Consider the following 26522-nt stretch of genomic DNA (forward strand, 5'->3'; position numbering starts at 1 on the left):
ACATTTTGTGCTTAGGAGAATAAACGTTGAGCAACAACAGGCTAATCAGCACCGTCGTGGCCACTCACAACCGGCCCGACTTCGTGGTCAGGACGCTGCAGTGCCTTGCCCGGCAGACATACCGGCCGACAGAGGTCATCGTCATCGACGACGGTTCGCAACCCGATACCGAGCAGGCCATAGCGGCGTGGCGCCGCGCCTGTCGCCCGAATTTTCCGCTGGTTTATCTGTGGCAGCCCAACTCGGGTCCGGCCGTCGCGCGCAATCGTGGGGTCGCGGTGAGTTCATGCGATCTGATTCATTTCATCGACGATGACGACATCATGCATCCAGGTGCGCTCGAATCGTTGGTTGCGGCGCTGGATCCCGACGAGGTCGCCATCGCCATGGCGTCATACCAGGATCGCTGGGACAGCGGCGCGGTCGGCGAGCTGGTCGGACCGCCGGCCCTGAGCGTGGACGAGCGCCTGGCGGCGATGATCGCCGGAACCTGGTTCGTGCCGATCCACGGTTATCTGTTTACGCGCGCCGCGGTCGAGCGGATCGGCGGCTGGAATACCGCGCTGACTTCCCAGGAGGATGATGATTACCTCCTGCGTGCCGCCCTGGCGGCGATCGACTTCCGGCCGGCGCCGGCCTCCCGCGTTTACTACTGCCAGCATGCCGGCGTGCGCCGCGCCACGCCCGGCAAGCCGGGAGAATCCGTCCGGCGCGGGCTGGAGAAGCGTTTGCACGCCGACTTGGCGATTCGCGAGTCCATTTACGAGCATCTGCGCGACACGGGTCAGGCGCAGAAGTACCGGCACGCTTTCGGAATGTGGCGGGAGCGGTTGCGCGAGCGCTACCACACGGTGATGGGCAGCACGTGGCCGGAGAGTCGCGTGCTCGACTGGCTGGAGGCCACCGAAGAGCCCGCCGCCACGACGGCGGCCTGCGCGGCGCGGCAGAGCGCCGCGGCGCCGCAGCCGGCGGTCCGCCCCATGCTCGGCCCAGCCGATTTCACCCTGCGGCGCTCGATGAAGCGGACCGGCCGCAGGGTAGAGGAGCCCGCCGGGGCCCCGGCCGCGCGCAAGCCGGCGGCCGGGCCCTGGGCCAACGGAACATTGCGCCGGTCTCCTTGATGCCGCGCCGCCGCTTCGTTCATGCAAACGCCAGCCGCGTCGCATGGTCGCGCACGTCCGCCGGCCAGCCCGCCACGCATTCGGCGAAACGGTCCGGGTCGCCGGCGAACAGGGCGCGCGTGGCTTCTTCGAAGCCCGGCAGGTCGCCGGCGATGGACGACATGAAGGCGTAGGCGGCCTCTTGCCGCTGGCGCCGCCGGTCCTGCTCTTCATTGGCGCGGCGCGCTTCTTCGACCAGCTTGCGCAAGGCCACCGACGCGCCGCCCGGCTGCGCGGCCAGCCATTCCCAGTGGCGCGGCAGCAGGGTGACCTCGCGCGACACCACCCCCAGCTTGGGCCGGCCGCGGCCGCGGGCGCCAGGCGCGGCGTCGTCCGGCGGCGCGACTTCGGCTGGCGCCAGCCGCGCCACGATGTCGGCGTCGGTGCCGCGCAAGTCGACATCGACCAGGCGCCCGGTGGCGTCGCTATAGATCAGGACCGGCCCGGCCGCATTGGCGTCCACGGCCTGCTTGACCGCCAGCGCCACGGTGGCCAGGTCGCCCGTGGCGATGCGCCGGTGGCCGTCGAAGGCCGTGCAGGTGGACAGAGAGTCGCTCGTATTCATGGGTGCTCTCCCAGGTTGCTAGAGTCTTAATTATTATCCGGGTAAAAATTACAGTCAATATTACCCGGGTTAATTTGTGCAACAAGATTGGACTTGCCTCTGGAGCGGGAAAACCCTAGTAAAAACACCTCAACGGCGTATAATCTTGCTTTGCGCCCGGAGTTCCCCATGCGTCTCGTCCAAAAAGCGCTCACCTTCGACGATGTGTTGTTGGTGCCTGCGTACTCCGAGGTGTTGCCGCGCGACACCTCCCTGGTCACCCGCCTCACTCGCAACATCACCCTGAACATCCCGCTCGTGTCCGCCGCCATGGACACCGTCACCGAGTCGCGCCTGGCCATCGCCATGGCCCAGGAAGGCGGCATCGGGATCATCCACAAGAACCTGTCGGCCGACGAGCAGGCCAAGGAAGTGGCCCGCGTCAAGCGCCACGAGTTCGGCATTGTCATCGATCCGGTCACCGTCACGCCCGACATGAAAGTGCGCGACGCCATCGCCCTGCAGCGCCAGCACGGCTTTTCCGGCCTGCCGGTGGTCGAGGGCAAGAAGGTGGTCGGCATCGTCACCAACCGCGACCTGCGCTTCGAAGAGCGCCTGGACCAGCCCCTGCGCAACATCATGACGCCGCAGGAACGCCTGGTCACCATGCAAGAAGGCGCCACGCTGGATGAAGCCCAGGCGCTGATGCACAAGCACCGGCTGGAACGCGTGCTGATCGTCAACGACGCCTTCGAGCTGCGCGGCCTGGCCACCGTCAAGGACATCGTCAAGAACACCGAGCACCCGGTCGCCAACAAGGACGCCCAGGGCCAGTTGCGCGTGGGCGCCGCGGTGGGCGTGGGCGCCGGTACCGAAGAGCGGGTCGAGAAACTCGTGGCGGCCGGTGTCGACGTCATCATCGTCGACACCGCCCACGGCCATTCCGCCGGCGTGCTGGAACGCGTGCGCTGGGTCAAGCAGAATTTCCCCAAGGTCGAGGTCATCGGCGGCAACATCGCCACGGCCGAGGCGGCGCGCGCGCTGGTCGAGCACGGCGCCGACGGCGTCAAGGTCGGCATCGGCCCCGGTTCCATCTGCACCACCCGCATCGTGGCCGGCGTGGGCGTGCCGCAGATCACCGCCATCGCCGACGTCGCCAAGGCGCTCGAGGGTACCGGCGTGCCGCTCATCGCCGACGGCGGCATCCGCTATTCGGGCGACATCGCCAAGGCCTTGTCGGCTGGCGCCTTCGCCTGCATGATGGGCGGCATGTTCGCCGGCACCGAGGAAGCGCCCGGCGAAGTGGTGCTGTTCCAGGGCCGTTCGTACAAGTCCTACCGCGGCATGGGCAGCCTCGGCGCCATGTCCGACGGCTCGGCCGACCGCTACTTCCAGGACCCGGCCAACAACGCCGACAAGCTGGTGCCCGAGGGCATCGAAGGCCGCGTGCCCTACAAGGGCAGCGTGCTGGCCATCATCTACCAGCTGGTGGGCGGCATCCGGGCATCCATGGGCTATTGCGGCTGCGCCACCATCGACGACATGCGCACCAAGACGCAATTCGTCGAGATCACCTCGGCGGGGGTACGCGAATCCCACGTGCACGATGTGCAGATCACCAAGGAAGCGCCCAACTACCGCGCCGACTGATCCGCACCGGCCAGTACAATGCAATCCATCGCGCACCGGCAGAACTCCCGCGGTTCTGGCCGGTGCGCTTTTATTTAACCGGCAGAGTCTCCATGCACCACCAGCGCATTCTCATTCTTGACTACGGTTCGCAAGTCACCCAATTGATCGCCCGGCGCGTCCGCGAAGCCGGCGTCTATTCGGAAATCCACCCGGGCGACGTCGACGACGCCTTCGTGCGCGAGCAGGCGGGGCAGGGGCTCAAGGGCATCATCCTGTCCGGCAGCCATGCTTCCGCCTACGCGGAAGACTCGCTGCGCGTGCCGGCCGCCGTGTTCGACCTGGGCGTGCCGGTGCTGGGCATCTGCTACGGCATGCAGTCGATGGCGCAGCAGCTGGGCGGCACGGTCAGCTTTTCCGACCACCGCGAATTCGGCTACGCCGAGGTGCGGGCCCATGGCCACACCAGGCTGCTGGACGGCCTGGCCGATTTCACCACCCCGGAAGGCCACGGCATGCTGAAGGTGTGGATGAGCCACGGCGACAAGGTCACCGAACTGCCGCCCGGCTTCAAGCTGATGGCCTCGACCCCGTCGTGCCCGATCGCCGGCATGGCCGACGAGAGCCGCGGCTTCTATGCCGTGCAGTTCCATCCGGAAGTGACCCACACGGTGCAGGGCAAGGCCATGCTGTCGCGCTTCGTGCACGAGATCTGCGGCTGCCAGGGCGACTGGAACATGCCCGACTACGTGTCCGAAGCCGTGGCCCGCATCCGCGAACAAGTGGGCAGCGACGAAGTCATCCTGGGCCTGTCGGGCGGGGTGGACTCTTCCGTCGCGGCGGCGCTGATCCACAAGGCCATCGGCGACCAGCTCACCTGCGTGTTCGTCGACCACGGCCTGCTGCGCCTGGACGAAGGCAAGCAGGTCATGCAGACCTTTGCCGAGAACATGGGCGTGAAGATCGTCCACATCGACGCCACCGACCAGTTCATGGGCAAGCTGGCCGGCCAGGCCGACCCGGAGGCCAAGCGCAAGATCATCGGCCGCGAGTTCGTCGAAGTATTCCAGGCCGAGGCCGCCAAGCTCAAGAGCGCCAAGTGGCTGGCCCAGGGCACCATCTACCCCGACGTGATCGAATCGGCCGGCGCCAAGACGGGCAAGGCCACCTCGATCAAGTCGCACCACAACGTGGGCGGCCTGCCGGACACGCTGAACCTGCAACTGCTGGAGCCCTTGCGCGAACTGTTCAAGGACGAGGTGCGCGAACTGGGCGTGGCGCTGGGCCTGCCGCCGCAGATGGTGTACCGCCATCCGTTCCCCGGCCCCGGCCTGGGCGTGCGCATCCTGGGCGAGGTCAAGCAGGAATACGCCGACCTGCTGCGCCGCGCCGACGCCATTTTCATCGACGAACTGCGCAGCACCATCGACGAGACCAGCGGCAAGAGCTGGTACGACCTGACCTCGCAAGCCTTCGCGGTGTTCCTGCCGGTGAAGTCGGTGGGCGTGATGGGCGACGGCCGCACCTATGAATACGTGGTGGCCCTGCGCGCGGTGCAGACCTTCGACTTCATGACGGCCGACTGGGCACCACTGCCCCACGCGCTGCTGGCCCGGGTGTCGTCGCGCATCATCAACGAAGTGCGCGGTATCAACCGGGTGGTGTACGACGTGTCGAGCAAGCCGCCGGCGACGATCGAGTGGGAGTGATCCCGCGTCCGGCATGGGCTGGCACGGTCAAGCACCAAAACACACATAAGCCCGCAGAAATGCGGGTTTTTTTGCTTGTATGTCTGGCATGTTCCGGCAGATTCTTGCATCGCCAAGCACCACTTTTCTATGGCATGGCCAGTGGCGCCGAGTGCCAATGATGCCATGTTTGGCGCCCGATACCATGCTTTTGCCGTAGTGAACCGCCGTTCAAGGCACGTAAGGTCAGCGACATCACGGCAAGCCTGACCAATCAGCTAGCGAACGAGCGATATCATTTTGAACAAGGCAACGACGATGAATGGCGGAAAACCGTCAAATCCATTGCGGCAGCGTTGCGGGATACATGGGAAATCGCGGCGCGACGGATTTGGTCGCTGTTCCGAGCTGCTGCACAGCGCTGCCGCTGCGTTGAACCGTCCTCTGCCGAGGCCGGAAGCACTGACGGCAGAGATCGATGCGTTGGCGGCTTGGGCGGACAGTCTTCTTATTTTGGGCCACCGGCTTGGAGGCCTTTCTCTAGGCTCTGCGCTACCGTCAGATAGTAATTGCGCGCCGTGGCATTCATCTGACGTTCGCCCAGTTCTCTAAGCGCGCGCACTTTTATTGTGGTTGCCCGATTGCTCTGCGGTGCGATGGCAAGAACATAGTCGGCTTGTTCGGCGGCCCACTGAAATTCGCCCGCAGAGAGCGATGCTTCCGCGCCTTCCAACATTTTTTCTTTTCCACCTGCTAGCGCAACGAGTTTTGTCGCTCGTTCCTTTTCGGTCAGCGGGAAGATATGCGTTGGGTTGCCATCGAACCAACCAGCATTTTGCGAATAGATGCCGCGCACTGACCAAGCAACAGTGCCGTAATACTCTTGCAGATATGGGTGTTGCGCCAGCCGCGCTGGAAGTCTTATTTCCTGAACCAACTCATCTGGGGTCTTGCCCCTGCTGATCCCTTCCATGGTCTTGTCATAGACGAACTTGATGCCGTCCCGATAAGCCGTGAGAGCGTCCTTGACGTTGTCCGCGCCGGCTAGCGTGCTCATGTGGCCGGGAATCACATATTCGGCATTCAGGGCGATCAGCTTGTCTAGGCTGGCGACCCACTTGTCCGCCGGACGCGTGGGAAGTCCGCGAAGGGGCGCAATGTTGGGGAACGTTTTCAGAAATACGTCGCCTGCGATCAGTACCTTGCGGTCCGGCAGCCAGACTGAGATGTTTTCGTCAGCCTCGCCAGGGGTGAGGATGAGCTGCATCCGCACGCCGGCTATCGTCAGGCCTTGTTGCTCGCCGTCGAAGGTTTTCGTGGGCGGGAGAAAACCCTCGCGCGTGTGCGGCGTCTTCCTGCCGTATTCGAGTTGGGTGCCGGCATTGATGAACTGGTCGTCCGGCAGAGTGGTTCCGAATGCATCGCCGCCATCGCGTCGGCCGCGTCCCGTGTCGGGTTTAGCCGAGACCAGCAATTGATGGCTGTAGATCTCGGGCTTGTCATTGCCCGCGAATATCGTCGCACCGCCTGAATGGTCGGGGTGGTTGTGCGTATAGATGATCGCCCGCACAGGCCTGGTCATGCGATCCCCGAAGGCATTGATGATCGCTTGAGCATCGACCGGGTTGGCGGAGGTATCGACAATGATCGACCCGCCGTCGGCCTGGATCAGCGTGACGTTGCTGGCGGAGTAGCCGATGGCGGTGTACACGCCATCCGTGACTTCGACGACGCGCTTGCGAAACTCCTCGGAATGCGCCTTCAGCTTCTCGCTCCCCGCGAATTCGTCATGCGCCGCCACGCCATTTGCTGCCGTCAGCGTCCCTATTGTCGTGACTATCGCCATAAATGTCCTCATTCGACATGTCCACGTCTGTTGCATACGCGTCCTTATTCTTGGAATTGAGATATGGAAGCCAACAGGATATTATTTTCATAAATGAATTAGTATTGGCAAAAATTAGAAGCGGACTATCAAATATGATAGACGTGCCATATGGACCTGAACGCCACTCACATGTTTGTCGCCGTCGTCCAGGCGGGTAGTCTTTCTGCGGCGGCGAGCCGTCTTGGAATCCCATTGCCAACGCTGAGCCGTCGGATACGGGAGCTGGAACGGCAGCTCATGGTGCAGTTGCTGGAGCGCTCGGCGCGAGGGGTGAGGCTGACTGATGCCGGAACGAAGCTGTACGAGCAGGCTAGTCGTGGCATCGAGGCGCTACTTGAGGCCGAGCAAGCCATCGTAAGCGATCAGGCGCAGTTGAAAGGGCGCTTACGGCTATCGTTCCCTCAGTCTTTTGAGCCATGGTGGGACTTGCTGGCGGCGTTCCAGCGCAGCTATCCGGACATCCAGGTCCACGTCTACTCAACTGAACGTCGGGTGGACTTGATCGAGGACGGCATCGATGTCGCCCTGCGTGTCGGCTCGATCGTTCACGAGGCCATGGTGGCGCGACACGTCTTGTCCTATCGCCATGTTCTGGTAGCTAGCCCGAAGCTAGTGGAGCGCCTCGGCGTGCCGGCACTACCCGACGAACTCTATCGCTTCCCGTGCGCTGTATGGATGTCGCGTGTCGATGCTCCGGCACGATGGGACTTGGCTGGGCATATCATCGAGCCAAAGGCCCTTCTGTCTACCAACGATTATCATCACTTGCGCGTGCGTGCGCTCGCTGGTGATGTGGTAACCGAGTTGCCGCCTTTTCTAGCGGCGGCTCCTATTCAGGAGAAGCGCCTAGTGCAATTGCTGCCGCAGCTTCCGTTGCCCGAGCAGCCCATCAACCTCCTTTATCCATCCCATCGCCATCCCTCGACTATTGTTCGGACATACCTGACTTTCTGCCAGAACTATGCCCCGAAGATCCTTCATGCCTGCGACATCGGATGGCGGCCGTGAGGAAGGCAGGGCGGAATTGCGAGTTGACGTGCCGGGCCTGTCCTTACCAGCCAGGATGACTCCTTCCGAAGTGGCATGGTTTTTTTACGGTATGCGTAGTGACTTCTCTTCGTAACTCATTGGATAAAAGAGAATTCAGTCAGTTGAATATCATCGAATGGGAGTGAAAGCGGGTCCTTCGGAACTACCGCCACCTATCGAGAGTCCGCCGTTCATCCCGTTCACTGTTGAGGCCTAACCGGTCTTTGACGGTAGAAGTCTCCTCGGGAAAGCGGCTTTCATGCAGCTTTCCGGGCGTCAGCAGGTCTCCCGGCCCCTGCCGGTAAAAGCCGTCCCCAACGGGAGAAAAAGCGCCGCGACCTGGATCAGCAACTGATCAGCTGTGGCAAAGGCCGGCGTGATCTGGGCCTTGGCGGCGAGGCCAAACACGCGATGCAGCAGCACGCCGACGTCCTGGCCGGGCAGAGGCTACGCGGGCGACGCGGGCAGCAGTTTGGATCACAAGTCATTGCCACGATGCGAGATGGCGGGGTCCTGGAAGATCGGGCGAAATGGGGGGCCGTCAATTGCTTGAGCCATCACCCGCCATTTCATCGCCCGGAACCTTCTTCACGAATAGCGCATCACGCTGTTCCGCCCACTTCAGCATTGCATCCAAGGCAGGGCACAAGGCTTGTCCCCAATCCGTTAGTCGGTACTCGACCTTGGGGGGAACCTGCGGATACAGCTTCCGTGAAACAACCCCGTCGGCTTCCAGCTGCCGCAATTGTTGGGCCAGCATCTTCTGGGAGATGCCTGGGATCAGCCGCTCGAAGTCCGAATAGCGTTGCACTTTTCCATCGAAGAGATGAAAAAGGATGATGAGCTTCCATCGGCCTTCCAGCAGTCGAAGGGCTTCCGCTACCCCCAGTGCGGCAGTGGCAGGCGTATATACCTTTCTCATGGCTCAGTAACTTACTTTTTAGTGCGTTCTTGCCGAATAGCGAGTCTATGTCGAAAATGCCTGTACGGCAATTCACCGCGAGAACGCACCAACCATGGCTCTTTCACTACCAGATCCCATTTCCGCCTACTTCGAGCTCAGCAACGGCTCGGACACCGTTCGCGTCGACTACTGCTTCGCGCAGGATGCGGTTGTTGTTGATGAAAGACACACACACCGAGGCCATGAGGCTATCCAGTCCTGGAAGCGTGAAGCACGGAAGAAATTTGAGTGCACCGTTGAGCCTGTCAACGTTTCCCGAGAGGGGGGCCGGATAACCATTTTGGCAAATGTTGTCGGCAACTTCCCCGGTAGCCCTGTTCAACTTGGCCATGTTTTTGAACTGGCGGACGACAAGATCAAATCGTTGGAGATCCGCTAATGCCCCTGAACCTGGAACTACAAGGCAAGCGGGTCCTGGTGACGGCGGGTACCAAAGGCGTCGGAAAAGCTGTCGTTGAGCTGTTCCGAGAACTCGGCGCGAAAGTGCTCACCACTGCGCGGGAGCAACCCGCCGATATGTCAGCAGACATTTTCGTCGCTGCTGACCTGACAACAGTCGAAGGCTGCAACTCTGTGGCAAATGCAGTTATTGCCAGCTTTGGCGGCGTGGACATCATCGTCCATGTTCTGGGTGGCTCGACCGCACCTGCCGGAGGCTTCGCGGCTTTGGGTGAAGAGGAGTGGCAACGCGAATTGAGCCTCAATTTGCTGCCCGCCGTCCGACTTGACCGTGCGCTGCTGCCTGGCATGTTGGCTCAAGGCGCGGGCGTTGTCATTCACGTCACTTCAATCCAGCGCGAGTTGCCTCTGCCGGAGTCAACCACCGGCTATGCGGCAGCGAAGGCCGCGCTCTCGACTTACAGCAAGAGCCTGTCGAAGGAGGTTTCGCCCAAGGGCATCCGCGTCGTGCGGGTCGCGCCAGGCTGGATCGAGACAGAGGCAGCCGTGGCCCTTGCCGATCGCCTGGCCTTGCAGGCTGGGACGGACTATGAGGGTGGCAAGAAGATCATCATGGACTCTCTAGGGGGCATTCCGTTGGGGCGACCATCAAAGCCCGTCGAGGTTGCGAATCTCATCGCCTTCCTGGCTTCGCCACGCGCGGCCACGATCACGGGTACTGAGTATGTGATCGACGGCGGCACGGTCCCGACTGCATAGGGCTGGCCCGCCCCGCAGCGCAAGACGCTCCAGTCGTCGCTCCCTAGTCAGTGCGGCATTTTCTCGCCTGGGCGCAGCGTCAGAATCCTCACGCCATTGCGGGTCACGGCCACGGTGTGCTCGAACTGGGCCGACAGTTGGCCGTCGCGTGTAACGACCGTCCAGCCATCGTCTTCGGTTTGGACGGCCCCTCTGCCTTGGTTCAACATGGGTTCGATGGTGAACACCATGCCTTCGCGCAGCACCAGGCCGGTACGCGGCTTGCCCCAGTGCAGCACCTGGGGCTCTTCGTGCATTTCGCGCCCGATGCCGTGCCCGCAGTATTCCCTCACGACCGAATAGCCTTTCCTGCGGGCATGTCGCTCGATGGCATGGCCCACGTCGCCCAGCGTGGCGCCGGGGCGGACGGCGTGGATGCCTTTCCACATCGCTTCATAGGTTGCCTCCACGAGCCTGCGGGCGGGCGGCGACACCTTGCCCACCAGGTAGGTCTTGCTGGAGTCGGCGATGTAGCCATTTTTTTCCAGCGTGATGTCGAAGTTGACGATGTCCCCGTCCTGCAGAACGTCCTTCGCAGAGGGAACTCCGTGGCATACCACCTGGTTGCGGGAGGCGTTGAGCGCGTAGGCGTACCCGTACTGCCCCTTGCTGGCCGGACGTGCATGCAGCTTATGCACGATGAGGTCTTCGACCAGGTCGTTGACCTGCATGGTGGAGATGCCGATCAGGTCCAGCCTGTCGAGGTGATTGAACACCGCTGCCAATAATCGGCCCGACTCTGCCAGTAGCGCGATTTCTTCCGGCCGTTTCGTCATGCCGGCTCCATCTTGACAGGCTGTGCCACGATGCCTGCGGCCCGCAGTTCACGCCCCATGATCTCGTTGAACGTCAATGTCGGATTCGTTTCGCACAGCATGCCGACCCTGATCCAGAAGGCCGCTTGTGCGTTGATCGACCGGCACGACACCGCGCTGGCCTTTCGCAACTGGTCGTGCAGCTCGTCGTCGATGTTTACGATGCCCATGGGTGCAGGTCTATATGAAATGTATACGGATCATATATTTCTTTTGCGTGGCGGCGCAAGTGCATGCCTGCCATGACCGTAGGGAAGGGAGCGGGTTGGCCGTTTTGAGCCAAAGTCATGCCGCGCTAAGATGCGTCCTGTTTCGAGGGCCCGCGGCACTGCCGTGGTGGCCCCGTCAAGCGTTGAAACGTCGTGCGGCGGTGTCTTCGCGTCCCCGCCGCGATGGCCGAGGCCGGACAGCCCCGGCATGGGGCGCGCACCGGGCGCGCCCGATCTCCGAGTACACCAGGAAACCATTTACACAGCCCGACGGCTGCCTGATTTTCGCTGGCTGCCATGCCTCGCCGCGCCGCCGGCCTGCACCATTGCCATACATGACAGAACAAGAACGAACCAAGCACTATTCCATGCCCGCTTCCGCTTCGCCCGAGACGATGCCGTCGGGCGACGAGGTGTCGCATTTGCGGCGGGTCCTGAAGCCGCGCCATTTGACCATGATCGCTATTGGCGGGGCCATCGGCACCGGCCTGTTCGTGGCGTCGGGCGCCACGATCGCGCAGGCCGGGCCGGGCGGCGCGCTGCTGACTTATCTGATCATCGGCGCGATGGTCTATTTCATCATGACCAGCCTGGGCGAACTGGCGGCCTTCATGCCGGTGCCCGGTTCCTTTGCCACGTATGCGTCGCGCTATGTCGACAAGGGCTTCGGCTTCGCGCTGGGCTGGAATTTCTGGTTCAGCTGGGCGGTGGTGGTGGCGGTCGACCTGGTGGCGGCGCAACTGGTCATGGCGTACTGGTTCCCGGATGTTCCCGGGATTCTCTGGAGCGGGCTGTTCCTGTTGTTGATGCTGGGGCTCAACGCGTTTTCGGCGCGCGGCTTCGGCGAGAGCGAGTACTGGTTTTCGCTGATCAAGGTGGTTGCCGTGATCTGTTTCCTGGCTACGGGCGTGGCGATCCTGGCCGGCATCGTCCATACCGGGCACATGCCGGGGTTGGCCAACTGGACCGTGGGCGAGGCGCCATTCGTCGGCAACTTCGCCACCATGGTCGGGGTGGCCATGGTGGTGGCGTACTCGTTCCAGGGCACGGAGCTGGTGGGCGTGGCCGCCGGCGAGTCGGAGGACCCGCGGCGCAACGTGCCGCGCGCCATCCGCCGCGTGTTCTGGCGCATCTTGCTGTTCTATGTGCTGTCGATTGCCGTGATCGGCTTCCTGATCCCTTATACGGACCCGCATCTGTTGCGCAGCGAGGTGAGCGACATCGCGGTCAGCCCGTTCACGCTGGTGTTCGAGCAGGCCGGGCTGCTGGCGGCCGCCACGGTGATGAACGCGGTGATCCTGACGTCGGTGCTGTCGGCCGGCAATTCCGGCATGTACGCGGCGACGCGGATGCTTTTCAACATGGCCCGCGAAGGCATGGCGCCGCGCCGCTTCGCCCGGCTGAGCCGTTCCGGCGTGCCGCTGTACGCGCTCTTGGGAACCACGGCGCTGGCCAGCCTGTGCCTGTTGAGCGCGGTGTACAGCCCGCAGGCCGTCTATATCTGGCTGCTCAACCTGGCGGGCATGACGGAGTTCATTGTGTGGCTGAGCATCGCGGTGAGCCACTACCGGTTCCGCAAGGGCTATGTCCTGCATGGCCACGATGTGCAGGCGCTGCCTTACCGGGCGGGGCTGTTCCCGTTCGGGCCGCTGTTCGCCTTCGTGCTGTGCCTGGTGATCACCCTGGGCCAGAACTACGAGGCCTTCCTGCAGGACCGCATCGACTGGGGCGGCGCCTTGTCCACGTACCTGGGCATCTTGTTGTTCCTGGCGACCTGGGCGGGCTACCGGATCGTGTGCCGCTCGCGCTGGGTGCGCTACGCGGATATGCGCTTCGATTTCGACGACGTCGAAGACGCCGCGGGGCCGCCGGCGCGCGGCTGACCGGCCCGGCCCGGCGCCTACGAAACCTTGCGCACTTCGGTGGCGGCGGGCGGCAGCCCGGTGCCATCCCTGGCCTGCGGAGCCATGAACGGGATGGGCTTGCCGGTGCGCTTGTCGACCAGCACGGAGTGCGGTTCGCCCCGGGCGAACAGGTGCCGTTCGCCCCATTGCCGCAGCGCCACCACCAGCGGGAACAGGCTTTCGCCCTTGCCGCTGAGCACGTATTCCTGGTAGGCGCTGCCGTCCGAGGCCGCCTGGGTCTCGAGTATGCCGGCCTCGACCAGTTTGCGCAGTCGGTCGGCCAGGATATTGCGGGCCACCCCCAGGCTGCGCTGGAAATCGCCGAAGCGCCGCATGCCGTCGAAGGCGTCGCGCACGATCAGCAGCGACCAGCGGTCCCCGACGAGATCGACGGAGCGCGCGACGGGGCAGGATTGGCCGTTCAACGGATTGCGACGTGGCATGACAGGGCAGGGCAGCTCGTGAGAATGACGATCGGGTGGTTGCATTTTAAAACTACATGACCTAGCATTCAACTGGTTTTGTTTTGAAACTAGATTGGATGGTGATCGATCATGGCGGCTTCTTGTGATGCGGCGGCGGTCGGCCGCGGCGTGGCTTGCGCGGCGCGCGTCGGCATGCCGCGCGGCCTGGTGATGTTGTTTGCCGCGGCGTGCGGCCTGAGCGTGGCGAACGTGTATTACGCGCAGCCGTTGCTGGACGCGCTGGCGCTGGAGTTCGGCATCGGCCACGCGGCGGTGGGCGGCGTGATTACGGCCACGCAGGCCGGCTGTGCGCTGGCCTTGCTGCTGCTGGTGCCGCTGGGCGACCGTGTCGACCGCCGCCGCCTGATGGCTGCGCAGGCGCTGGCGCTGGCGGCGGCGCTGGCGGTGGTGGGCGTCGCGCCATCGGCGCCGGTGCTGCTGGCGGGCATGCTGGCGGTGGGCTTGCTGGGCACAGCCATGACGCAAGGCTTGATCGCCTACGCCGCCAGCGCGGCGGAGCCGGGCGAGCAGGGGCGGGTGGTCGGCGCGGCGCAGGGCGGCGTGGTCATCGGCCTGCTGGGGGCGCGGGTGTTCGCGGGCGGCGTCAGCGACCTGGCGGGCTGGCGCGGCGTGTATTTCTGCGCGGCCGCGCTGATGCTGGCGATCGCGCTGCCGCTGTGGCGGCGCTTGCCGGCGCTGGCGATCCGGCCGGATCCCATGAGCTACGGCCGCCTCGTCCTGTCCATGCTCGGGCTGTTGCGCGCCGAGCGGGCGCTGCAGATCCGCGGCGTGCTGGCGCTGTTGATGTTCGCGGTGTTCAACATTTTCTGGAGCGCGCTGGTGCTGCCGTTGCGTGCGCCGCCGTATGGCTTTTCGCATGCGGTCATCGGTGCGTTCGGACTCGTCGGCGTCGCGGGCGCCCTGGCGGCGGCGCGCGCGGGGCATTGGGCCGACCGGGGCCACGGCCAGCGGACCAGCCTGGTCGCGCTGGCGCTGTTGCTGCTGGCCTGGTGGCCGCTGTCGCTGCTGGAAAGCTCGCTATGGGCGCTGGTGATCGGCATCGTGCTGCTGGACATGAGCGGCCAGGCGCTGCATGTCACCAACCAGAGCATGATCTTCCGCGCCCGGCCGCAGGCGCATAGCAGGCTGGTCGGCCTCTACATGCTGTTCTATGCGGTGGGCAGCGGCCTGGGCGCGGCCGCCGCGACCGCCATGTATGCCCACGCCGGCTGGCACGGCGTGTGCCTGCTGGGCGCGGCGGTCAGCCTGCTGGCGTTGGTGTTCTGGGCAGCGACCCGGCGCTACATGCCGCCGGCCTTGCCGGGCACGCCGCCAGGGCGGGGGCCGGCGGCTGCTGCCCCGGGGCACGGGTAAAGCGCGGGCGGCGCGGCAGGCTCAGGGCGCGTGCCGGCGACTGCTGTCGCGCACCACCAGTTCGCAGGGCACGCTGTGCACGGTGGGGCCAATCGCCTCCTCGGGCGCGGCCTGCATGGCGGCGAGCAGGGCGCGGGCGGCCTGCCGGCCGATTTCGTAGGGGCGCGTGCGCACGGTGGTCAGGCCCGGTTCCACGATGCCGGCCAGCGGCACGTCGCCAAAGCCGGCCACCGCGCAGTCGCGCGGTATGGATACGCCGAAGGCCGGCGCGCGCAGCAGGGCGCCGATGGCGAGGTGGTCGTGCGCGAACACGATCGCCTCGGGCCGGCGCCCGGCCGGCTCTTGGGCGAACCGGGCGATGTGGGCGATACCGGCGGCGTAGTCGTCGGTTTCGTCGGCGCGCGCGATGTCCGCATCCAGCCCGGCTTGTTGCATGGCTTCGGCATAGCCTTGCGCGCGGCGCGCGGCGCGCGTGTCGTGCTGCGCGCCGCTGAGCGCGAAGCGGATGCGGCGCGCGCCCTGTTGCAGGAAATGCCCGGCCAGCATCCGGCCCACGTCGCGCTGCGCGAAGCCGACTTGGTGATAAGGGCGGCCGTCGAGGATTTCCCAGGCCTCGACCACGGGAATGCGCAAGCTCTGCAGCAGCGTCTCGATAGCCGGCGCATGGTCGCCGCGGGTCAGGATCAGCCCGCTGGGGTGCCAGCCGGCCAACGCGCGGACCGCCCGGGCCTCGGTGTCCACGGAGTATTCGCTGTTGGCCAGCAGCAGTTGCAGGCCTTGGGCGTCCAGCGTCTCGCTCATGCCGCGCACCAGCTCGGCGAACGTGGGGCTGCTGACGTTCTGCATGACCGCGCCCACCGGTCCGCCCTGGGTAGAGGCGAGGCGGCGCGCCACCTGGCTGGGCATGTAGCCGGTGTCGGCGATCACCGCGTCGATGCGCGCCCGCAGCTTGGGCGAGACTTTATGCGGCGTATTGAAATAGCGCGAGGCCGTGACGGAGGAGACGCCGGCCAGGGCGGCCACGTCGTGGATGGTGTAGTGACCGAGCTTGGGCCGCGCGCGGGGCCGCGCCTGCGCGGCGTCGTCGTCGTCCGCCTGGGGCGGCCCGGGAGGCTTGGGCCGGGAAGGCCGTGGGGGTGTCGTCATGGTTCGCACTATACCTCTTGCACGCCATGGATGATACCGGTACCATCTGAAATGAAACCGGTATCATTTTGGCCGGCGCCGCCATAACCACAACCCTGCATCCACCAGACAGGAGACAAAACCATGAAGACTTCACGCATTCGCGGCGGGCTGGGCGCCCTGGCCGCGTTCGCCATCCTGGCCGCCGCGCCGCTGGCCCAGGCGGCCGGCTATCCGGAAAAGCCGGTCACGCTGGTGGTGCCGCAGCCGCCCGGCGGGGCCGCCGACGCGGTGGCGCGGCCGTTCGCGCAGGCGCTGTCGGACCGGCTGGGCCAGCCGGTCGTGGTCGAGAACCGGGCGGGCGCCAACGGCAACATCGCGGCCGCCTATGTGGCGCAGCGGCCCGCCGACGGCTACACCATTTTCTATGGCTCCATCAGCACGCTGGCGGTCAACCCGCACCTGTACAAGTCGCCGGGCTTCGATCCATTCAAGGATTTCCAGCCCATCACCCTGACCAACCAGACGCCCAATGTGCTGGTGGTGGGCGCGCAGACACCGTACCAGTCGGTGGCCGACGTGGTGAAGGCCGCCAAGGCGCAACCCGGGCGGCTGGCCTTCGGGTCGGCGGGCAATGGCAACACCATGCACCTGACCGGGCTGCAGTTCCAGGCCAGCACCGGGACCGAGCTGGTGCACGTGCCGTACAAGGGCGGCCCGGCCGCGCTGACCGACGTGATGGGCGGGCAGATTCCCATGATGTTCCACAACCTGTCGGCGGTCTTGCCCGTGGCGCAGACCGGCAAGGTGCGCATCCTGGCAGTGGCCGACGAGAAGCGCGCGCCGCTGGCGCCGGACGTGCCCACCATGGCCGAGGCCGGCGCGCCCGGCACGGTGCAGATCGCCTGGAGCGGCATGCTGGTGCGGCGCGGCACCCCCGCGCCCATCGTGCAGCGCCTGCACCAGGAAATGGCGGCCATCCTGGCCACGCCGGAATTCCGCAAGCCGCAGGAAGCCCAGGGCAGCGAGATCCTGTCTTCCACCCCCGAGGAATTCGAGGCCCGGCTGAAGGCCGACTCCCGGCGCATGGCCGAGGTGATCAAGGCCGGCAATGTGCATATCGACTGAGTTTCATTGATGCCCGCTCCCAATCTTTTCAAGCGCGCGCTGCAGGCGCGCCAGCCGCAGATCGGCTTGTGGTCGACCCTGCCGTTTCCCATGGTGTCCGAGTTGATCGCGGGCGCCGGCTTCGACTGGCTGCTGATCGATACCGAACACACGCCGAGCGACCCGATCGTGGTGCAGCAGTTGCTGCAGGCCGTGGCCGCCGAGCGCGAGCGGCCGTCATCGGCGGTGGTGCGGCCGGCCTGGAACGACACGGTGCTGATCAAGCGCCACCTGGACGTGGGAGCGCAGTCCTTGCTGCTGCCGTTCGTGCAGAACCGCGCCGAAGCCGAAGCCGCGGTGGCGGCCACGCGCTACCCGCCGCGCGGCGTGCGCGGCATGGGCGGCTCGATGCGCGCCTCGCGTTTCGGCCGCGACGCCGACTACGTGCGGCAGGCCGAACGCGAATTGTGCGTGCTGGTGCAGATAGAAACCATGGAGGCGCTCGAGCAGCTCGAGCAGATCGCCTCGGTCGACGGCGTGGACGGCGTGTTCGTCGGGCCCGCCGACCTGTCGGCCAGCCTGGGAGTGGCCGGCGAACTGCAGCATCCGAAGGTGCGCAAGGCCATCGACGATGCCATCGCCCGCATCCTGGCCTGTGGCAAGGCGCCCGGCATTCTCATGCTGGACGAGCCGCGCGCGCGCCAGTGCCTGGCGCAGGGCGCCCTGTTCGTGGCGGTGGCCACCGACCAGGTGCTGCTGCGCAAGGCTTGCGACGAGACCGCGGCGCGCTTTGCCGGGCGCCCGGATGGTGGCGCGCCCGCTGCCTATTGATGCCCCAGGAAACGCCCCCATGACCGACACTCCCGCGCGCAAGACGCCCGCGACCCTGCGCAGCCATCGATGGTTCGCCAGCGACGATATCCGCGGTTTCGCGCACCGCCAGCGCATGCAGCAGCAAGGCCTGAACCGCGAAGAATTCATGGGCCGGCCGGTGATCGCGCTCATCAATACCTGGAGCGACCTGTCGCCGTGCCATGCGCACCTGCGCGAGCGCGCCGAGGCGGTCAAGCGCGGCGTGCTGCAGGCCGGCGGCTATCCGCTGGAGCTGCCCGCATTGAGCCTGGGCGAGGTGATGGTCAAGCCCACCACCATGCTGTACCGCAACCTGCTGTCGGTCGAGTGCGAAGAGCTGCTGCGCAGCCTGCCGATCGACGGCGCGGTGCTGATGGGCGGCTGCGACAAGACGCCGCCCGCGCTGGTGATGGGCGCATTGTCGATGGACCTGCCGGTGATCTTCATGCCGGCCGGCCCCATGCTCAACGACCGCTACCGGGGCCAGGCCGTGGGCGCCGGCACGCATACCAAGAAATTCTTCGCCGAATACACCATCGGCGCCATCGGCAAGGCCGAATGGGTGGCGCTGGAGTCGCGCATGACGCGCAGCGTGGGCACCTGCAACACCATGGGCACGGCCAGCACCATGACCGCCATCGTCGAGGCGCTGGGGTTGTCGCTGCCGGGCGCGATGGCGATCCCGGCGGTGGACGCGGCGCATACCCGCATGGCGTGGCAGTGCGGCTACCGCGCGGTCGAGATGGTGTGGGAAGACCTGCGGCCTTCACGCATTTGCAGTGCCGCGGCGTTTCGCAATGCCGTGGTGGCCTACGTGGCGCTGGGCGGCTCCACCAATGCCGCCGTGCATCTGCCGGCCATGGCGGGGCGGGCCGGCATCGCGCTGTCGATCGACGAGATCGACGCCATCGCGCGCGACGTGCCGGTGATCGCCAACCTGTATCCATCGGGCGAGCGCCTGATGGAGGATTTTTTCTACGCGGGCGGACTGCCGGCGGTATTGCGCAAGGTGGCCGCGCACCTGGACCTGTCGACTCTGACCTGTACCGGCCGCACCCTGGGGGAGAATCTCGCCGCCTGGCCGGTCGCGGACGACGACGGCACCATCCTCGATCCGTCGGCGCCCCTCAAGCACGGCGTGGCGGAGTGCCCGGAAGCCGGCCTGGCCATGGCGGTGGTGCGCGGCAACCTGGCGCCGGACGGGGCCGTGATCAAGCCTTCGGCGGCCAGCCCGCGCCTGCTGCGGCATACCGGCCCGGCGCTGGTATTCGATTCGAATGCCGAGATGTTCGCGGCCATGGCCGACCCCGACCTGGACGTGGACGAGAATACCGTGCTGGTGCTCCGCAACGGCGGGCCGATAGGCGGGCCCGGCATGCCGGAATGGGGCAACCTGCCGATTCCGAAGAAGCTGCTGCAGCGGGGCGTGCGCGACATGCTGCGCATTTCGGACGCGCGCATGAGCGGCACGCATTACGGCACCTGCGTGCTGCACGTATCGCCCGAATCCGCCGTGGGCGGGCCGCTGGCGTTGTTGCGCAGCGGCGACCTGGTGCGGCTGGACATCGGCGCGCGCAGCCTCGACATGCTGGTGTCCGAGGCCGAGCTCGAGGCGCGCCGGCGCCAGTGGTCGCCGCCGCCGCGGCCCCATGCGCGCGGCTACTCCCGCATCTACCAGAACGAAGTCACCCAGGCCCACCTGGGCTGCGACTTCGCCAGCCTGGCCGGCAACGCGCCGACGCCCGAACCGCCTATCTACTGAGTCCGCCATGCCCGCCGAACCCCTCGTCATCGAGCGCCTGGAAGCCTTTGTTTTCCGCGCGCCCGCCGAACCACCCGTGCAGACTTCGTTCGGCATCATGAAGAGCCGGCCGGCGGTGCTGGTGCGCGTCGCCGATGCCGATGGATGCTTTGGCTGGGGCGAGATCTGGTGCAACTTCCCGACCGTCGGCGCCGAACACCGCGCGCGGCTGGCGCTGGCGTATTGCCGCCCGCTGGTCGAAAGCCGCGCCTGGCCCGGACCCGCCGCATGCTGGCGCGCGCTGCAGGCGCAACTGGCGGTGCTGGCGCTGCAGACCGGCGAGCATGGACCGCTGCAACAAGTCATGGCGGGCGTCGACACCGCCATGTGGGACCTGGCCGCGCGCCGGGCCGGCGTGCCGCTGTGGCAGTTGCTGGGCGGGCCCGCCGAGGCGCCGCCGGTGGCGGTGTATGCGTCGGGCATCAATCCGACCCGGCCGGCGGAGCTGGCGGCCGCCAAGCGCGCCGAGGGCTATCGGGCCTTCAAGCTGAAGGTCGGCTTTGGCGCCGGGCGCGACCTGGCCAACCTGCGCGCCATGCGCGAGGCCATCGGGCAAGACGCCGCGCTGATGGTCGATGCCAACCAGGCGTGGGACGAACAAGAGGCCGCGCAGGCGGGCCGGCGCATGGCCGATTTCGGCCTGCTGTGGCTGGAGGAGCCGATGCGCGCCGACGTGCCGCTATCGCGCTGGGCGGCGCTGGCGCAAGCCCAGCCGTTGCGGTTGGCGGGCGGCGAGAACTATGCCAGCCTGGCGCAATACCAGGATGCCATCGCCCGCCCCGGGCTGGCCGTGCTGCAGCCGGACGTGGGCAAATGGGGCGGCATCACGGGTTGCCTGGAAGTCGGGCGCGCCGCCGTCGCCGAGGGCAAATGGTATTGCCCGCACTGGCTGGGCGCGGGCATCGGCCTGCGCGCGTCCATGCACTTGAAGATCGCGGCCGGCGGCGCGGGCTATGTGGAGGTGGACGCCAATCCGAACCCGCTGCGCGACTTGCTGGCCGAACCCTCGTTCGCTGTCCGGGACGGCCTGGTGCGCCTGCCCGCGGCGCCTGGCCTGGGCGTGGCGCCGGACCTGCAGGCATGCCGCCCATATGCGGTGGCGGTGGCAACGGCAGAGGTCTAGGTCGGCGCATCACGTGCCGCGGATGCCCGCCTGTTCGATCACACCTGCCCACTTGCGCATTTCCGCGTCGATGAAGCGGCCGAAGTCCGCCGCGCTGCCGGGATGCGGTTCCATGCCTTGCGCCAGGAAGCGGCGCTTGATGTCGGCGTCGGCCAGGGCCTGGTTGATGGCTTCGTCCAGCTGCCCGACCACCGCGGGCGGCACCTGGGCCGGCGCCATGAAGCCATACCAGCCCGCCGCGACCACGCTGGGCAGGCCCTGTTCGCGCAAGGTCGGCGCCTCGGGATAGATCGCGCTGCGTTCCGCGGACGCCACGCCGAGCACGCGCAGTCTGCCGCTCTCGATATGGGGCAGCGCTGCCGTGATCGCCGTGAGGGTGGCGTCCAGCCGGCCCGCCAGCAAGTCCGTATAGGCCATGACGTCGCCCCGGTACTGCACCACCAGGCCCTTGGCGCCGGCATCGCGCAGGAACAGCTCGGCCGCCAGGTGGGGCAGCGAGCCATTGCCGGGCGAGCCGAACGTCAGGCCATCGGGCAGCGACTTGCCATGGGCGACCAGTTCCTTGGCCGTCTTGGCGGGCGATTGCGCGTTGACGACCAGAAACAGCGGCACGGTGGCGGACATGGCCACTGGCTGCAGGTCTTTCCTGGGGTCATAGCCGAGCTTGCCGTACAAGGCTTCCAGGGTGGAGTAGGGCGCCGCGGCATAGAGCAGCGTGTAGCCGTCGGCGGGCGCCTGGGCCACGAATTCATTGGCCACGCGCGTGCCCGCGCCGGCCTTGTTTTCGACCACGAACGGCTGGCCCAGGCGCCTGGCCAGGTATTCGCCGAGCAGCCGCGCCGACAGGTCGCTGGGCCCGCCGGCCCCGTACGGCGCGACGATCTTCACCGTCCGCGCCGGCCACGCGCCCTGCGCGAACACCCGCGGCAGCGCCGCCATGCAGGCGGCCGCGCCCAGCAGGGTCCTCCGGTTCATTTTCATGGTTGTCTCCTGATTGTTCGAATAGGCAGCGGCGGGGCGCCGGTCGGCGCGGTGGTCGAAGGATCGGCGATAGCGGGGCCCGCCACCGGATGATAGATGGCGAGTTCTATCAGAACAATTTTCAAATTATTGACGACTTAAAAGCCTGGGTTATAAATAGGTTTTGCCGCATCGACAGGAGACCTTCCATGGCGTTCGAAGTCACGCTGAGGCAGCTGCGGGCCTTCATCACCGTGCTGGAGTGCGGCAGCTTTTCCGAGGCGGCCGAGACCATGCACTTGTCCCAGGCGGCGCTCAGCGGCCTGGTCAAGGAACTGGAGAGCCGGCTGGGCGTGCGGCTGCTGGACCGGAATACGCGCAGCGTCGGTGCCTCGGTGGTGGGCACGGCGTTCGAGCCGATGGTCCGGCGCGTGCTGGCCGACCTGGACGAGGCGCTCAGGCAGGTCACCAATCTGAAGGAGCTGCGGCGCGGGCTGGTGCGGGTGGCCGCGCCCGAACCGCTGTCGTGCACGTTGTTGCCGGAACTGATCGCCGCCTATGGCGCGCGCCATCCCGGCGTGGACGTGCGCTTCGACGACGTGCCGATCGAGCAAGTTCTGGCGGGCCTGCATAACGGCAGCGCCGATATCGGCTTCGGTCCGGCCGGCGTGCTGGCCGACGACGCGGTGCAGGCGCATGTGGTGCGCGTCGACCCCTTGTGGGCCGCGCTGCGCGCGGATGATCCCCTGGTCGCCAATCCCTCGATCGCCTGGCGGGACCTGCGCGAACGGCCGTTGATCAACTACATGCCCAACCTGGCCGCCAACGTGCTGGGCAACGTGCCGTCGCGCAATCACCCGCGGCACATCGTGCCGGTCCATCGGGTCAACACGGCCCTGGCCCTGCTGCGCGTGCAGCCGGGGTATGTGATCTGCCCGTCCATGGCGCGGCCCCTGGTGGAAGGCTTCGGCCTGGCGTTCCGGCCGCTGTGCCAGCCCACGGTCACCTGGCGCATCGCGCTGTTCGTGCGCGGGCGCCAGTTCCTTTCGCCCGCGGTGGAGAGCTTCCTGGATTTCGCGCTGGCGAGCGCGGAAGGCTGACGGCCGCCGGGCGGGCCGGCCCGGCTTGGATAAATAATCCAAGCTTATTAAAGATTCGGAAAACTCAGATTGTCCGATAAAAGGCCGGCGCGTATCTTTGGCGGCCAGCCTTGGCTGTCCGCATGGTGTGGCGGCCGGATCGCAGTGCGCGAGGGCGTTGCTCAACCGAAACCCGCCCCATGACCTCGTCAGACCTGGATGCCTTTCTGTCGCCGCGTTCCATCGCCATCGTCGGCGCGTCCTCCCACGCCGGCAAGATAGGCGCCGTACCCGTGAAGTATCTCGCCGAGCATGGCTATGCCGGCGCCATTTACCCGATCAATGCCAACGCCGGCGAAATCGGCGGGCGGCGCGCGTACCGTTCGCTGCAGTCGGTGGGCGCGCCCATCGACCTGGCCATTTTCGCCATTCCGGCGGCCGGCGCGGATGCCGCGCTGGACGACGCGATCGCGGCGGGCGTGAAGAACATCGTCATGTTCTCGGCGGGCTTCGCCGAGATGGGCGCGCAAGGCGACCAGGCGCAGCGCGCCTTCGCGGCCAAGGCCCGCGCCGCCGGCATCCGGGTGCTGGGGCCCAATTGCCTGGGCTTCATGAACGTGGCGCGGTCGGTGTACGCGACGTTCTCGCCCGTGGTGATGGCCGGGGCGGCCCGGCCCGGCAAGGTCGGCCTGGTCAGCCAGAGCGGCGCGTTCGGCGCCTATGCCTATGCCATGGCGCGCGAGCGCGACCTGGGGCTGTCCGTGTGGGTGACCACCGGCAACGAGACTGACATCGACGTTGCCGACTGCATTGCATGGATGGCGCGCGATTCCGCGACGCAGGTCATCATGGCCTATCTCGAGGGATGCCGCGACGGCGCGAAGCTGGGGCGCGCGCTGGAGCTGGCGCGCGCCGCCGGCAAGCCGGTGGTGGTCGTGAAGGCCGGCCGTACCGCCCTCGGCGCCCAGGCCGCCGCCTCGCATACCGCGGCGCTGGCGGGTGACGACGCCATCTACCAGGCGCTGCTGCGCCAGCATGGCGCCTGGCGGGCGCACAGCATGGAGGAGTTCTTCGACATCGCCCATGGCCTGGCGGTCGCCGGGCTGCCGCCTAATACGCGGGTTGGCCTGCTGACCGTGTCGGGCGGGGTCGGCGCGATGATGGCCGACGACGCGGCCGAGGCAGGGCTGGACGTCGCCGAATTGCCGGCCGCGGCGCAGGCCGGCATCCGGGCCCGCGTGCCGCTCGCGGCAACGCGCAATCCGGTCGATGTGACCGGGCAGGTTACTGCCGAGCCCGCGTTGCTGGAGCACGCCGCGCGCACCATGCTGGCCGAGGCGGACCATGGCAGCGTATTGATCTTCCTCGCTGCTTTTGGCGCGACGCCGGCCATGCTTGCGGTTCAACAGCAACTGGCCCGCGACCTGCGGCGCGATTTCCCCGGCCGGCTGCTGATCTTCAGCACCCTGGCCGACCCGGCGCAGCGGCGCGCGCTCGAAGCGCACGGCTGCCTCTCGTTCGCGGACCCGGCCCGGGCCATACGCGTCCTGGCCGCCATGGCTTTCTTCAGCGCCCAGTTGCGGCGGCCCGCCACGCTGCCTGACGCGGACCCGCCCGGGTCGCCGCCGGCCCTGCGGCGCGGCGCCTATAACGAGGCCGATGCGCTGCAGTTGCTGCGGGAGCACGGCATTCCCGCCGTGCAAGTGTTGCGCGCCACGTCCCGCGACAGCGCGATCCGCCACGCGTGCGCGCTGGGATTCCCGGTCGCCATGAAGGTGTTGTCCGCCGATATCGTGCACAAGAGCGAAAGCGGCGGCGTGGTGCTGGACATTCGCAGCGCCGAACAGGCTGGCGCGGCATACGAGCGGATCATGGCGGCCACCGCGGACGCGGCGCCCCAGGCCCGCATCGATGGCGTGGTGGTGGCGCCGATGGTCCGCGGCGGCGTGGAATGCATCCTGGGCGCGCGCCGCGATCCCGCGCTTGGCGTGGTCGTGATGCTGGGGGCGGGCGGCGTGAACGTCGAGCTGCTGCGCGACACGGTCTTCCGGCTGGCGCCGGTAGATCGCGGGCAGGCCCGCGAGATGATCACCGAACTGAAAACCGCCGCGCTGCTGCACGGCTTTCGTGGCGGGCCGCCGGCGGACGTGGACGCCCTGGCCGAGGCGATCGTGCGGCTCTCGCAGTTCGCGCTGGCGGCGGGCGACCGGCTGGAGTCCGTGGAGCTGAATCCTTTCGCGGTGTTGCCCGCCGGCGAGGGCGCTTGCGCGCTGGATGCCGTGCTGCTGACAAGCCCCGCGCCGCCTGCCGCGCCGGCCGCCCGCGAGTTCGTGATGGCCACGCTGCCCCTTTTCGAGATGGCGCGCATGCGCGCCTCCAACACGGCCCGCAAGCATCCCGACGCGGGATTCGCCGGCGACAGCCCGGCATCCAGGATGCGCTGGGTGAACCAGTTCACGCATACCCGGCGCTTGCGCAGCCCGGAAGACAAGGAAGTCGTGACGCCGAACAATGACACCTTGTTCAGCAATGCCTGGCTGGATCTCTCCGGCGGCCCGCTGGTCATCGACATTCCCGAGATGGGGCGGCGCTACTGGGTGCTCGGCTTCCTCGATGCCTGGACCAACCCTTGGGCCTACGCCGGACGCCGCACCACCGGCGGGGCGGCGCAGCGCCTGTTCGTGCACGGGCCTTCGTGGCGCGGCGAGGCGCCGGCCGGCATGCATTGCATCAGCGCGCCCAGCGACGACGTATGGGTGATCGGCCGCATCCTGGTCGATGCCGATCCCGCCGACCTGGCGCGCGTCCATGCGCTGCAAGACCGTTTCGCCATCCGCCGGCCCGACGGGGCGAGCGCCCTGTCGCGCGTCGACACCCTGCTGGGCAACCGCGCCACCGGCGTGCCGGACGCCGACGAATACCTGGCCGTGCTGGCTACCATGCTGGCGCGCAATCCGTCCGTCACGCCGCTGCCGCCACGGCCGCATTCCGCGTCCGAACTGCAGGCGGCGCTGGAGGAGGTCTATACCGAACTGCGCGAAGTGGTCCAGCCTTCGGAACTGGGCGGCGGCTGGACAACGGCGGTGTCCGTCCGCACCAGTTTCGGCGACGACATCGTGACGCGGGCCCGGGTGGCGCGCAACTGGATCGGCACGCTGGGCATCGACGAGGCGATGTACATCATGGCCGAAGTGGATGCCGACGGCGCGCCGCTGACGGGCAGCCATCGCTATGTGCTGCGCTTCCCGCCGGCGGGCGGGCCGCAAGTGGGCGCGTTCTGGTCCATCACCCTGTACCGCCGCAGCGATTGCCTGCTGGCGGCCAACCCCATCGGCCGCCATTCCATCGGCGACCGCACGCCCGGCCTGCTGCGCGATGCCGACGGCGGACTGAGTATCGCAATACAGGCGGACGACCCCGGCGCGGGCCAGAACTGGCTGCCCGCGCCTGCCGGCGAAGGTTTTTATCTGACCTTGCGGCTCTACCAACCGCAACGCGCGCATCTGGACGGCACGTTCGCCTATCCGCCGGTGCGGCGGGCGGACTGAGCGCGGCGGCGCGGCCGTCCCGGCGTGCGGCCGCGAATTGGCAACGAGTTCATGGAGAGGAC

At 66.8% G+C, this 26522-nt stretch carries 23 protein-coding genes; 14 read left to right on the forward strand and 9 right to left on the reverse strand.

Annotated features, from left to right (window positions below; genetic code table 11):
- The first annotated feature begins 26 nt into the window (after nucleotides 1-26).
- On the forward strand, nucleotides 27-1121 hold the full coding sequence (locus ACKTT0_RS17965) for a glycosyltransferase family A protein (RefSeq protein ID WP_407851149.1): 1095 nt from the start codon (nucleotides 27-29) through the stop codon (nucleotides 1119-1121).
- 19 nt (nucleotides 1122-1140) lie between these two features.
- Here the strand turns inward: ACKTT0_RS17965 and ACKTT0_RS17970 are convergent, their stop codons facing one another.
- Nucleotides 1141-1725 carry a DUF2239 family protein gene (locus tag ACKTT0_RS17970; RefSeq protein WP_407851150.1) on the reverse strand — a complete coding sequence of 195 codons (585 nt, stop codon included), beginning with the start codon at nucleotides 1723-1725 and terminating at the stop codon, nucleotides 1141-1143.
- 168 nt (nucleotides 1726-1893) lie between these two features.
- Between ACKTT0_RS17970 and guaB the strand changes: the two genes are divergently transcribed.
- Nucleotides 1894-3354 (forward strand): IMP dehydrogenase, encoded by a 1461-nt coding sequence (gene guaB, locus ACKTT0_RS17975; RefSeq protein ID WP_407851151.1) that lies wholly within the window; start codon nucleotides 1894-1896, stop codon nucleotides 3352-3354.
- Between the two features lie 92 nt (nucleotides 3355-3446).
- The gene (gene guaA, locus ACKTT0_RS17980) at nucleotides 3447-5042 is read left to right on the forward strand and encodes a glutamine-hydrolyzing GMP synthase (RefSeq protein ID WP_407851152.1); all 1596 of its coding nucleotides are present in this window, start codon (nucleotides 3447-3449) and stop codon (nucleotides 5040-5042) included.
- 487 nt (nucleotides 5043-5529) lie between these two features.
- Here the strand turns inward: guaA and ACKTT0_RS17985 are convergent, their stop codons facing one another.
- Nucleotides 5530-6867, reverse strand: a complete 1338-nt coding sequence (locus tag ACKTT0_RS17985) for an alkyl sulfatase dimerization domain-containing protein (RefSeq protein WP_407851153.1) — start codon at nucleotides 6865-6867, stop codon at nucleotides 5530-5532.
- A gap of 150 nt (nucleotides 6868-7017) precedes the next feature.
- On the opposite strand from ACKTT0_RS17985, the gene ACKTT0_RS17990 reads away from it, so the two are divergent.
- Entirely contained in the window at nucleotides 7018-7917 is a 900-nt protein-coding gene (locus ACKTT0_RS17990; protein ID WP_407851154.1) for a LysR family transcriptional regulator, read from the forward strand.
- A gap of 297 nt (nucleotides 7918-8214) precedes the next feature.
- Here the strand turns inward: ACKTT0_RS17990 and ACKTT0_RS17995 are convergent, their stop codons facing one another.
- Both ACKTT0_RS17995 and ACKTT0_RS18000 read right to left on the reverse strand, forming a co-directional pair.
- Nucleotides 8215-8361, reverse strand: a complete 147-nt coding sequence (locus ACKTT0_RS17995; protein WP_407851155.1) for a hypothetical protein — start codon at nucleotides 8359-8361, stop codon at nucleotides 8215-8217.
- A 118-nt stretch (nucleotides 8362-8479) separates the two neighbouring features.
- Entirely contained in the window at nucleotides 8480-8860 is a 381-nt protein-coding gene (locus ACKTT0_RS18000; RefSeq protein WP_407851156.1) for a winged helix-turn-helix transcriptional regulator, read from the reverse strand.
- Between the two features lie 94 nt (nucleotides 8861-8954).
- On the opposite strand from ACKTT0_RS18000, the gene ACKTT0_RS18005 reads away from it, so the two are divergent.
- Nucleotides 8955-9281 (forward strand): nuclear transport factor 2 family protein, encoded by a 327-nt coding sequence (locus ACKTT0_RS18005; protein ID WP_407851157.1) that lies wholly within the window; start codon nucleotides 8955-8957, stop codon nucleotides 9279-9281.
- Nucleotides 9281-10060, forward strand: a complete 780-nt coding sequence (locus ACKTT0_RS18010; protein WP_407851158.1) for an SDR family oxidoreductase — start codon at nucleotides 9281-9283, stop codon at nucleotides 10058-10060. Before ACKTT0_RS18005 ends, ACKTT0_RS18010 begins: the two co-directional genes overlap by 1 nt.
- 47 nt (nucleotides 10061-10107) lie before the next feature.
- Here the strand turns inward: ACKTT0_RS18010 and map are convergent, their stop codons facing one another.
- Both map and ACKTT0_RS18020 read right to left on the reverse strand, forming a co-directional pair.
- Nucleotides 10108-10875 carry a type I methionyl aminopeptidase gene (gene map, locus ACKTT0_RS18015; protein ID WP_407851159.1) on the reverse strand — a complete coding sequence of 256 codons (768 nt, stop codon included), beginning with the start codon at nucleotides 10873-10875 and terminating at the stop codon, nucleotides 10108-10110.
- Nucleotides 10872-11084: a ParD-like family protein gene (locus ACKTT0_RS18020; RefSeq protein ID WP_407851160.1), complete on the reverse strand. Its 213-nt coding sequence runs from the start codon at nucleotides 11082-11084 to the stop codon at nucleotides 10872-10874. Before ACKTT0_RS18020 ends, map begins: the two co-directional genes overlap by 4 nt.
- A 407-nt stretch (nucleotides 11085-11491) precedes the next feature.
- Between ACKTT0_RS18020 and ACKTT0_RS18025 the strand changes: the two genes are divergently transcribed.
- A complete protein-coding gene (locus tag ACKTT0_RS18025; protein ID WP_407851161.1) occupies nucleotides 11492-13006 on the forward strand; it encodes an amino acid permease in 1515 nt (504 codons plus the stop codon).
- A 17-nt stretch (nucleotides 13007-13023) separates the two neighbouring features.
- Here ACKTT0_RS18025 and ACKTT0_RS18030 read toward each other — a convergent pair whose 3' ends face one another.
- Entirely contained in the window at nucleotides 13024-13470 is a 447-nt protein-coding gene (locus tag ACKTT0_RS18030; RefSeq protein WP_407851162.1) for a winged helix-turn-helix transcriptional regulator, read from the reverse strand.
- A gap of 111 nt (nucleotides 13471-13581) precedes the next feature.
- Between ACKTT0_RS18030 and ACKTT0_RS18035 the strand changes: the two genes are divergently transcribed.
- On the forward strand, nucleotides 13582-14865 hold the full coding sequence (locus ACKTT0_RS18035) for an MFS transporter (RefSeq protein WP_407851163.1): 1284 nt from the start codon (nucleotides 13582-13584) through the stop codon (nucleotides 14863-14865).
- A 21-nt stretch (nucleotides 14866-14886) separates the two neighbouring features.
- Here the strand turns inward: ACKTT0_RS18035 and ACKTT0_RS18040 are convergent, their stop codons facing one another.
- Entirely contained in the window at nucleotides 14887-16011 is a 1125-nt protein-coding gene (locus ACKTT0_RS18040) for a LacI family DNA-binding transcriptional regulator (protein WP_407851164.1), read from the reverse strand.
- Nucleotides 16012-16134: 123 nt separating this feature from the next.
- Here ACKTT0_RS18040 and ACKTT0_RS18045 point away from each other — a divergent pair, with 123 nt between their 5' ends.
- Genes ACKTT0_RS18045 through ACKTT0_RS18060 form a run of 4 tightly spaced genes read left to right on the forward strand, consistent with a single transcriptional unit; the run spans nucleotide 16135 to nucleotide 20873 of the window.
- A complete protein-coding gene (locus ACKTT0_RS18045; RefSeq protein WP_407851165.1) occupies nucleotides 16135-17118 on the forward strand; it encodes a Bug family tripartite tricarboxylate transporter substrate binding protein in 984 nt (327 codons plus the stop codon).
- 9 nt (nucleotides 17119-17127) lie between these two features.
- Nucleotides 17128-17928: an aldolase/citrate lyase family protein gene (locus ACKTT0_RS18050; protein WP_407851166.1), complete on the forward strand. Its 801-nt coding sequence runs from the start codon at nucleotides 17128-17130 to the stop codon at nucleotides 17926-17928.
- 19 nt (nucleotides 17929-17947) lie between these two features.
- Nucleotides 17948-19711, forward strand: a complete 1764-nt coding sequence (locus ACKTT0_RS18055; RefSeq protein WP_407851167.1) for an IlvD/Edd family dehydratase — start codon at nucleotides 17948-17950, stop codon at nucleotides 19709-19711.
- A gap of 7 nt (nucleotides 19712-19718) precedes the next feature.
- Nucleotides 19719-20873: a mandelate racemase/muconate lactonizing enzyme family protein gene (locus ACKTT0_RS18060; RefSeq protein WP_407851168.1), complete on the forward strand. Its 1155-nt coding sequence runs from the start codon at nucleotides 19719-19721 to the stop codon at nucleotides 20871-20873.
- Between the two features lie 9 nt (nucleotides 20874-20882).
- Here ACKTT0_RS18060 and ACKTT0_RS18065 read toward each other — a convergent pair whose 3' ends face one another.
- Nucleotides 20883-21854, reverse strand: coding sequence for a Bug family tripartite tricarboxylate transporter substrate binding protein (locus tag ACKTT0_RS18065; RefSeq protein ID WP_407851169.1), 972 nt, complete (start codon nucleotides 21852-21854; stop codon nucleotides 20883-20885).
- A 188-nt stretch (nucleotides 21855-22042) separates the two neighbouring features.
- On the opposite strand from ACKTT0_RS18065, the gene ACKTT0_RS18070 reads away from it, so the two are divergent.
- Both ACKTT0_RS18070 and ACKTT0_RS18075 read left to right on the forward strand, forming a co-directional pair.
- Nucleotides 22043-22933 carry a LysR family transcriptional regulator gene (locus tag ACKTT0_RS18070; protein ID WP_407851170.1) on the forward strand — a complete coding sequence of 297 codons (891 nt, stop codon included), beginning with the start codon at nucleotides 22043-22045 and terminating at the stop codon, nucleotides 22931-22933.
- Nucleotides 22934-23112: 179 nt separating this feature from the next.
- Nucleotides 23113-26460: an acetate--CoA ligase family protein gene (locus ACKTT0_RS18075; RefSeq protein WP_407851171.1), complete on the forward strand. Its 3348-nt coding sequence runs from the start codon at nucleotides 23113-23115 to the stop codon at nucleotides 26458-26460.
- The last annotated feature ends 62 nt before the right edge of the window (nucleotides 26461-26522 follow it).

Origin of the sequence: Bordetella saccharivorans (assembly GCF_045862855.1) — a bacterium.
In the GTDB taxonomy this organism is placed as follows: domain Bacteria; phylum Pseudomonadota; class Gammaproteobacteria; order Burkholderiales; family Burkholderiaceae_B; genus Bordetella_A; species Bordetella_A petrii_F.

Coding starts and splice junctions, on each gene's coding strand:
- ACKTT0_RS17970 (WP_407851150.1), bottom strand. CDS start 1,725: ATGAATACGAGCGACTCTCTGTCCACCTGCACGGCCTTCGACGGCCAC.
- guaB (WP_407851151.1), top strand. CDS start 1,894: ATGCGTCTCGTCCAAAAAGCGCTCACCTTCGACGATGTGTTGTTGGTG.
- guaA (WP_407851152.1), top strand. CDS start 3,447: ATGCACCACCAGCGCATTCTCATTCTTGACTACGGTTCGCAAGTCACC.
- ACKTT0_RS17985 (WP_407851153.1), bottom strand. CDS start 6,867: ATGGCGATAGTCACGACAATAGGGACGCTGACGGCAGCAAATGGCGTG.
- ACKTT0_RS17990 (WP_407851154.1), top strand. CDS start 7,018: ATGGACCTGAACGCCACTCACATGTTTGTCGCCGTCGTCCAGGCGGGT.
- ACKTT0_RS18000 (WP_407851156.1), bottom strand. CDS start 8,860: ATGAGAAAGGTATATACGCCTGCCACTGCCGCACTGGGGGTAGCGGAA.
- ACKTT0_RS18005 (WP_407851157.1), top strand. CDS start 8,955: ATGGCTCTTTCACTACCAGATCCCATTTCCGCCTACTTCGAGCTCAGC.
- ACKTT0_RS18010 (WP_407851158.1), top strand. CDS start 9,281: ATGCCCCTGAACCTGGAACTACAAGGCAAGCGGGTCCTGGTGACGGCG.
- map (WP_407851159.1), bottom strand. CDS start 10,875: ATGACGAAACGGCCGGAAGAAATCGCGCTACTGGCAGAGTCGGGCCGA.
- ACKTT0_RS18020 (WP_407851160.1), bottom strand. CDS start 11,084: ATGGGCATCGTAAACATCGACGACGAGCTGCACGACCAGTTGCGAAAG.
- ACKTT0_RS18025 (WP_407851161.1), top strand. CDS start 11,492: ATGCCCGCTTCCGCTTCGCCCGAGACGATGCCGTCGGGCGACGAGGTG.
- ACKTT0_RS18030 (WP_407851162.1), bottom strand. CDS start 13,470: ATGCCACGTCGCAATCCGTTGAACGGCCAATCCTGCCCCGTCGCGCGC.
- ACKTT0_RS18035 (WP_407851163.1), top strand. CDS start 13,582: ATGGCGGCTTCTTGTGATGCGGCGGCGGTCGGCCGCGGCGTGGCTTGC.
- ACKTT0_RS18040 (WP_407851164.1), bottom strand. CDS start 16,011: ATGACGACACCCCCACGGCCTTCCCGGCCCAAGCCTCCCGGGCCGCCC.
- ACKTT0_RS18045 (WP_407851165.1), top strand. CDS start 16,135: ATGAAGACTTCACGCATTCGCGGCGGGCTGGGCGCCCTGGCCGCGTTC.
- ACKTT0_RS18050 (WP_407851166.1), top strand. CDS start 17,128: ATGCCCGCTCCCAATCTTTTCAAGCGCGCGCTGCAGGCGCGCCAGCCG.
- ACKTT0_RS18055 (WP_407851167.1), top strand. CDS start 17,948: ATGACCGACACTCCCGCGCGCAAGACGCCCGCGACCCTGCGCAGCCAT.
- ACKTT0_RS18060 (WP_407851168.1), top strand. CDS start 19,719: ATGCCCGCCGAACCCCTCGTCATCGAGCGCCTGGAAGCCTTTGTTTTC.
- ACKTT0_RS18065 (WP_407851169.1), bottom strand. CDS start 21,854: ATGAAAATGAACCGGAGGACCCTGCTGGGCGCGGCCGCCTGCATGGCG.
- ACKTT0_RS18070 (WP_407851170.1), top strand. CDS start 22,043: ATGGCGTTCGAAGTCACGCTGAGGCAGCTGCGGGCCTTCATCACCGTG.
- ACKTT0_RS18075 (WP_407851171.1), top strand. CDS start 23,113: ATGACCTCGTCAGACCTGGATGCCTTTCTGTCGCCGCGTTCCATCGCC.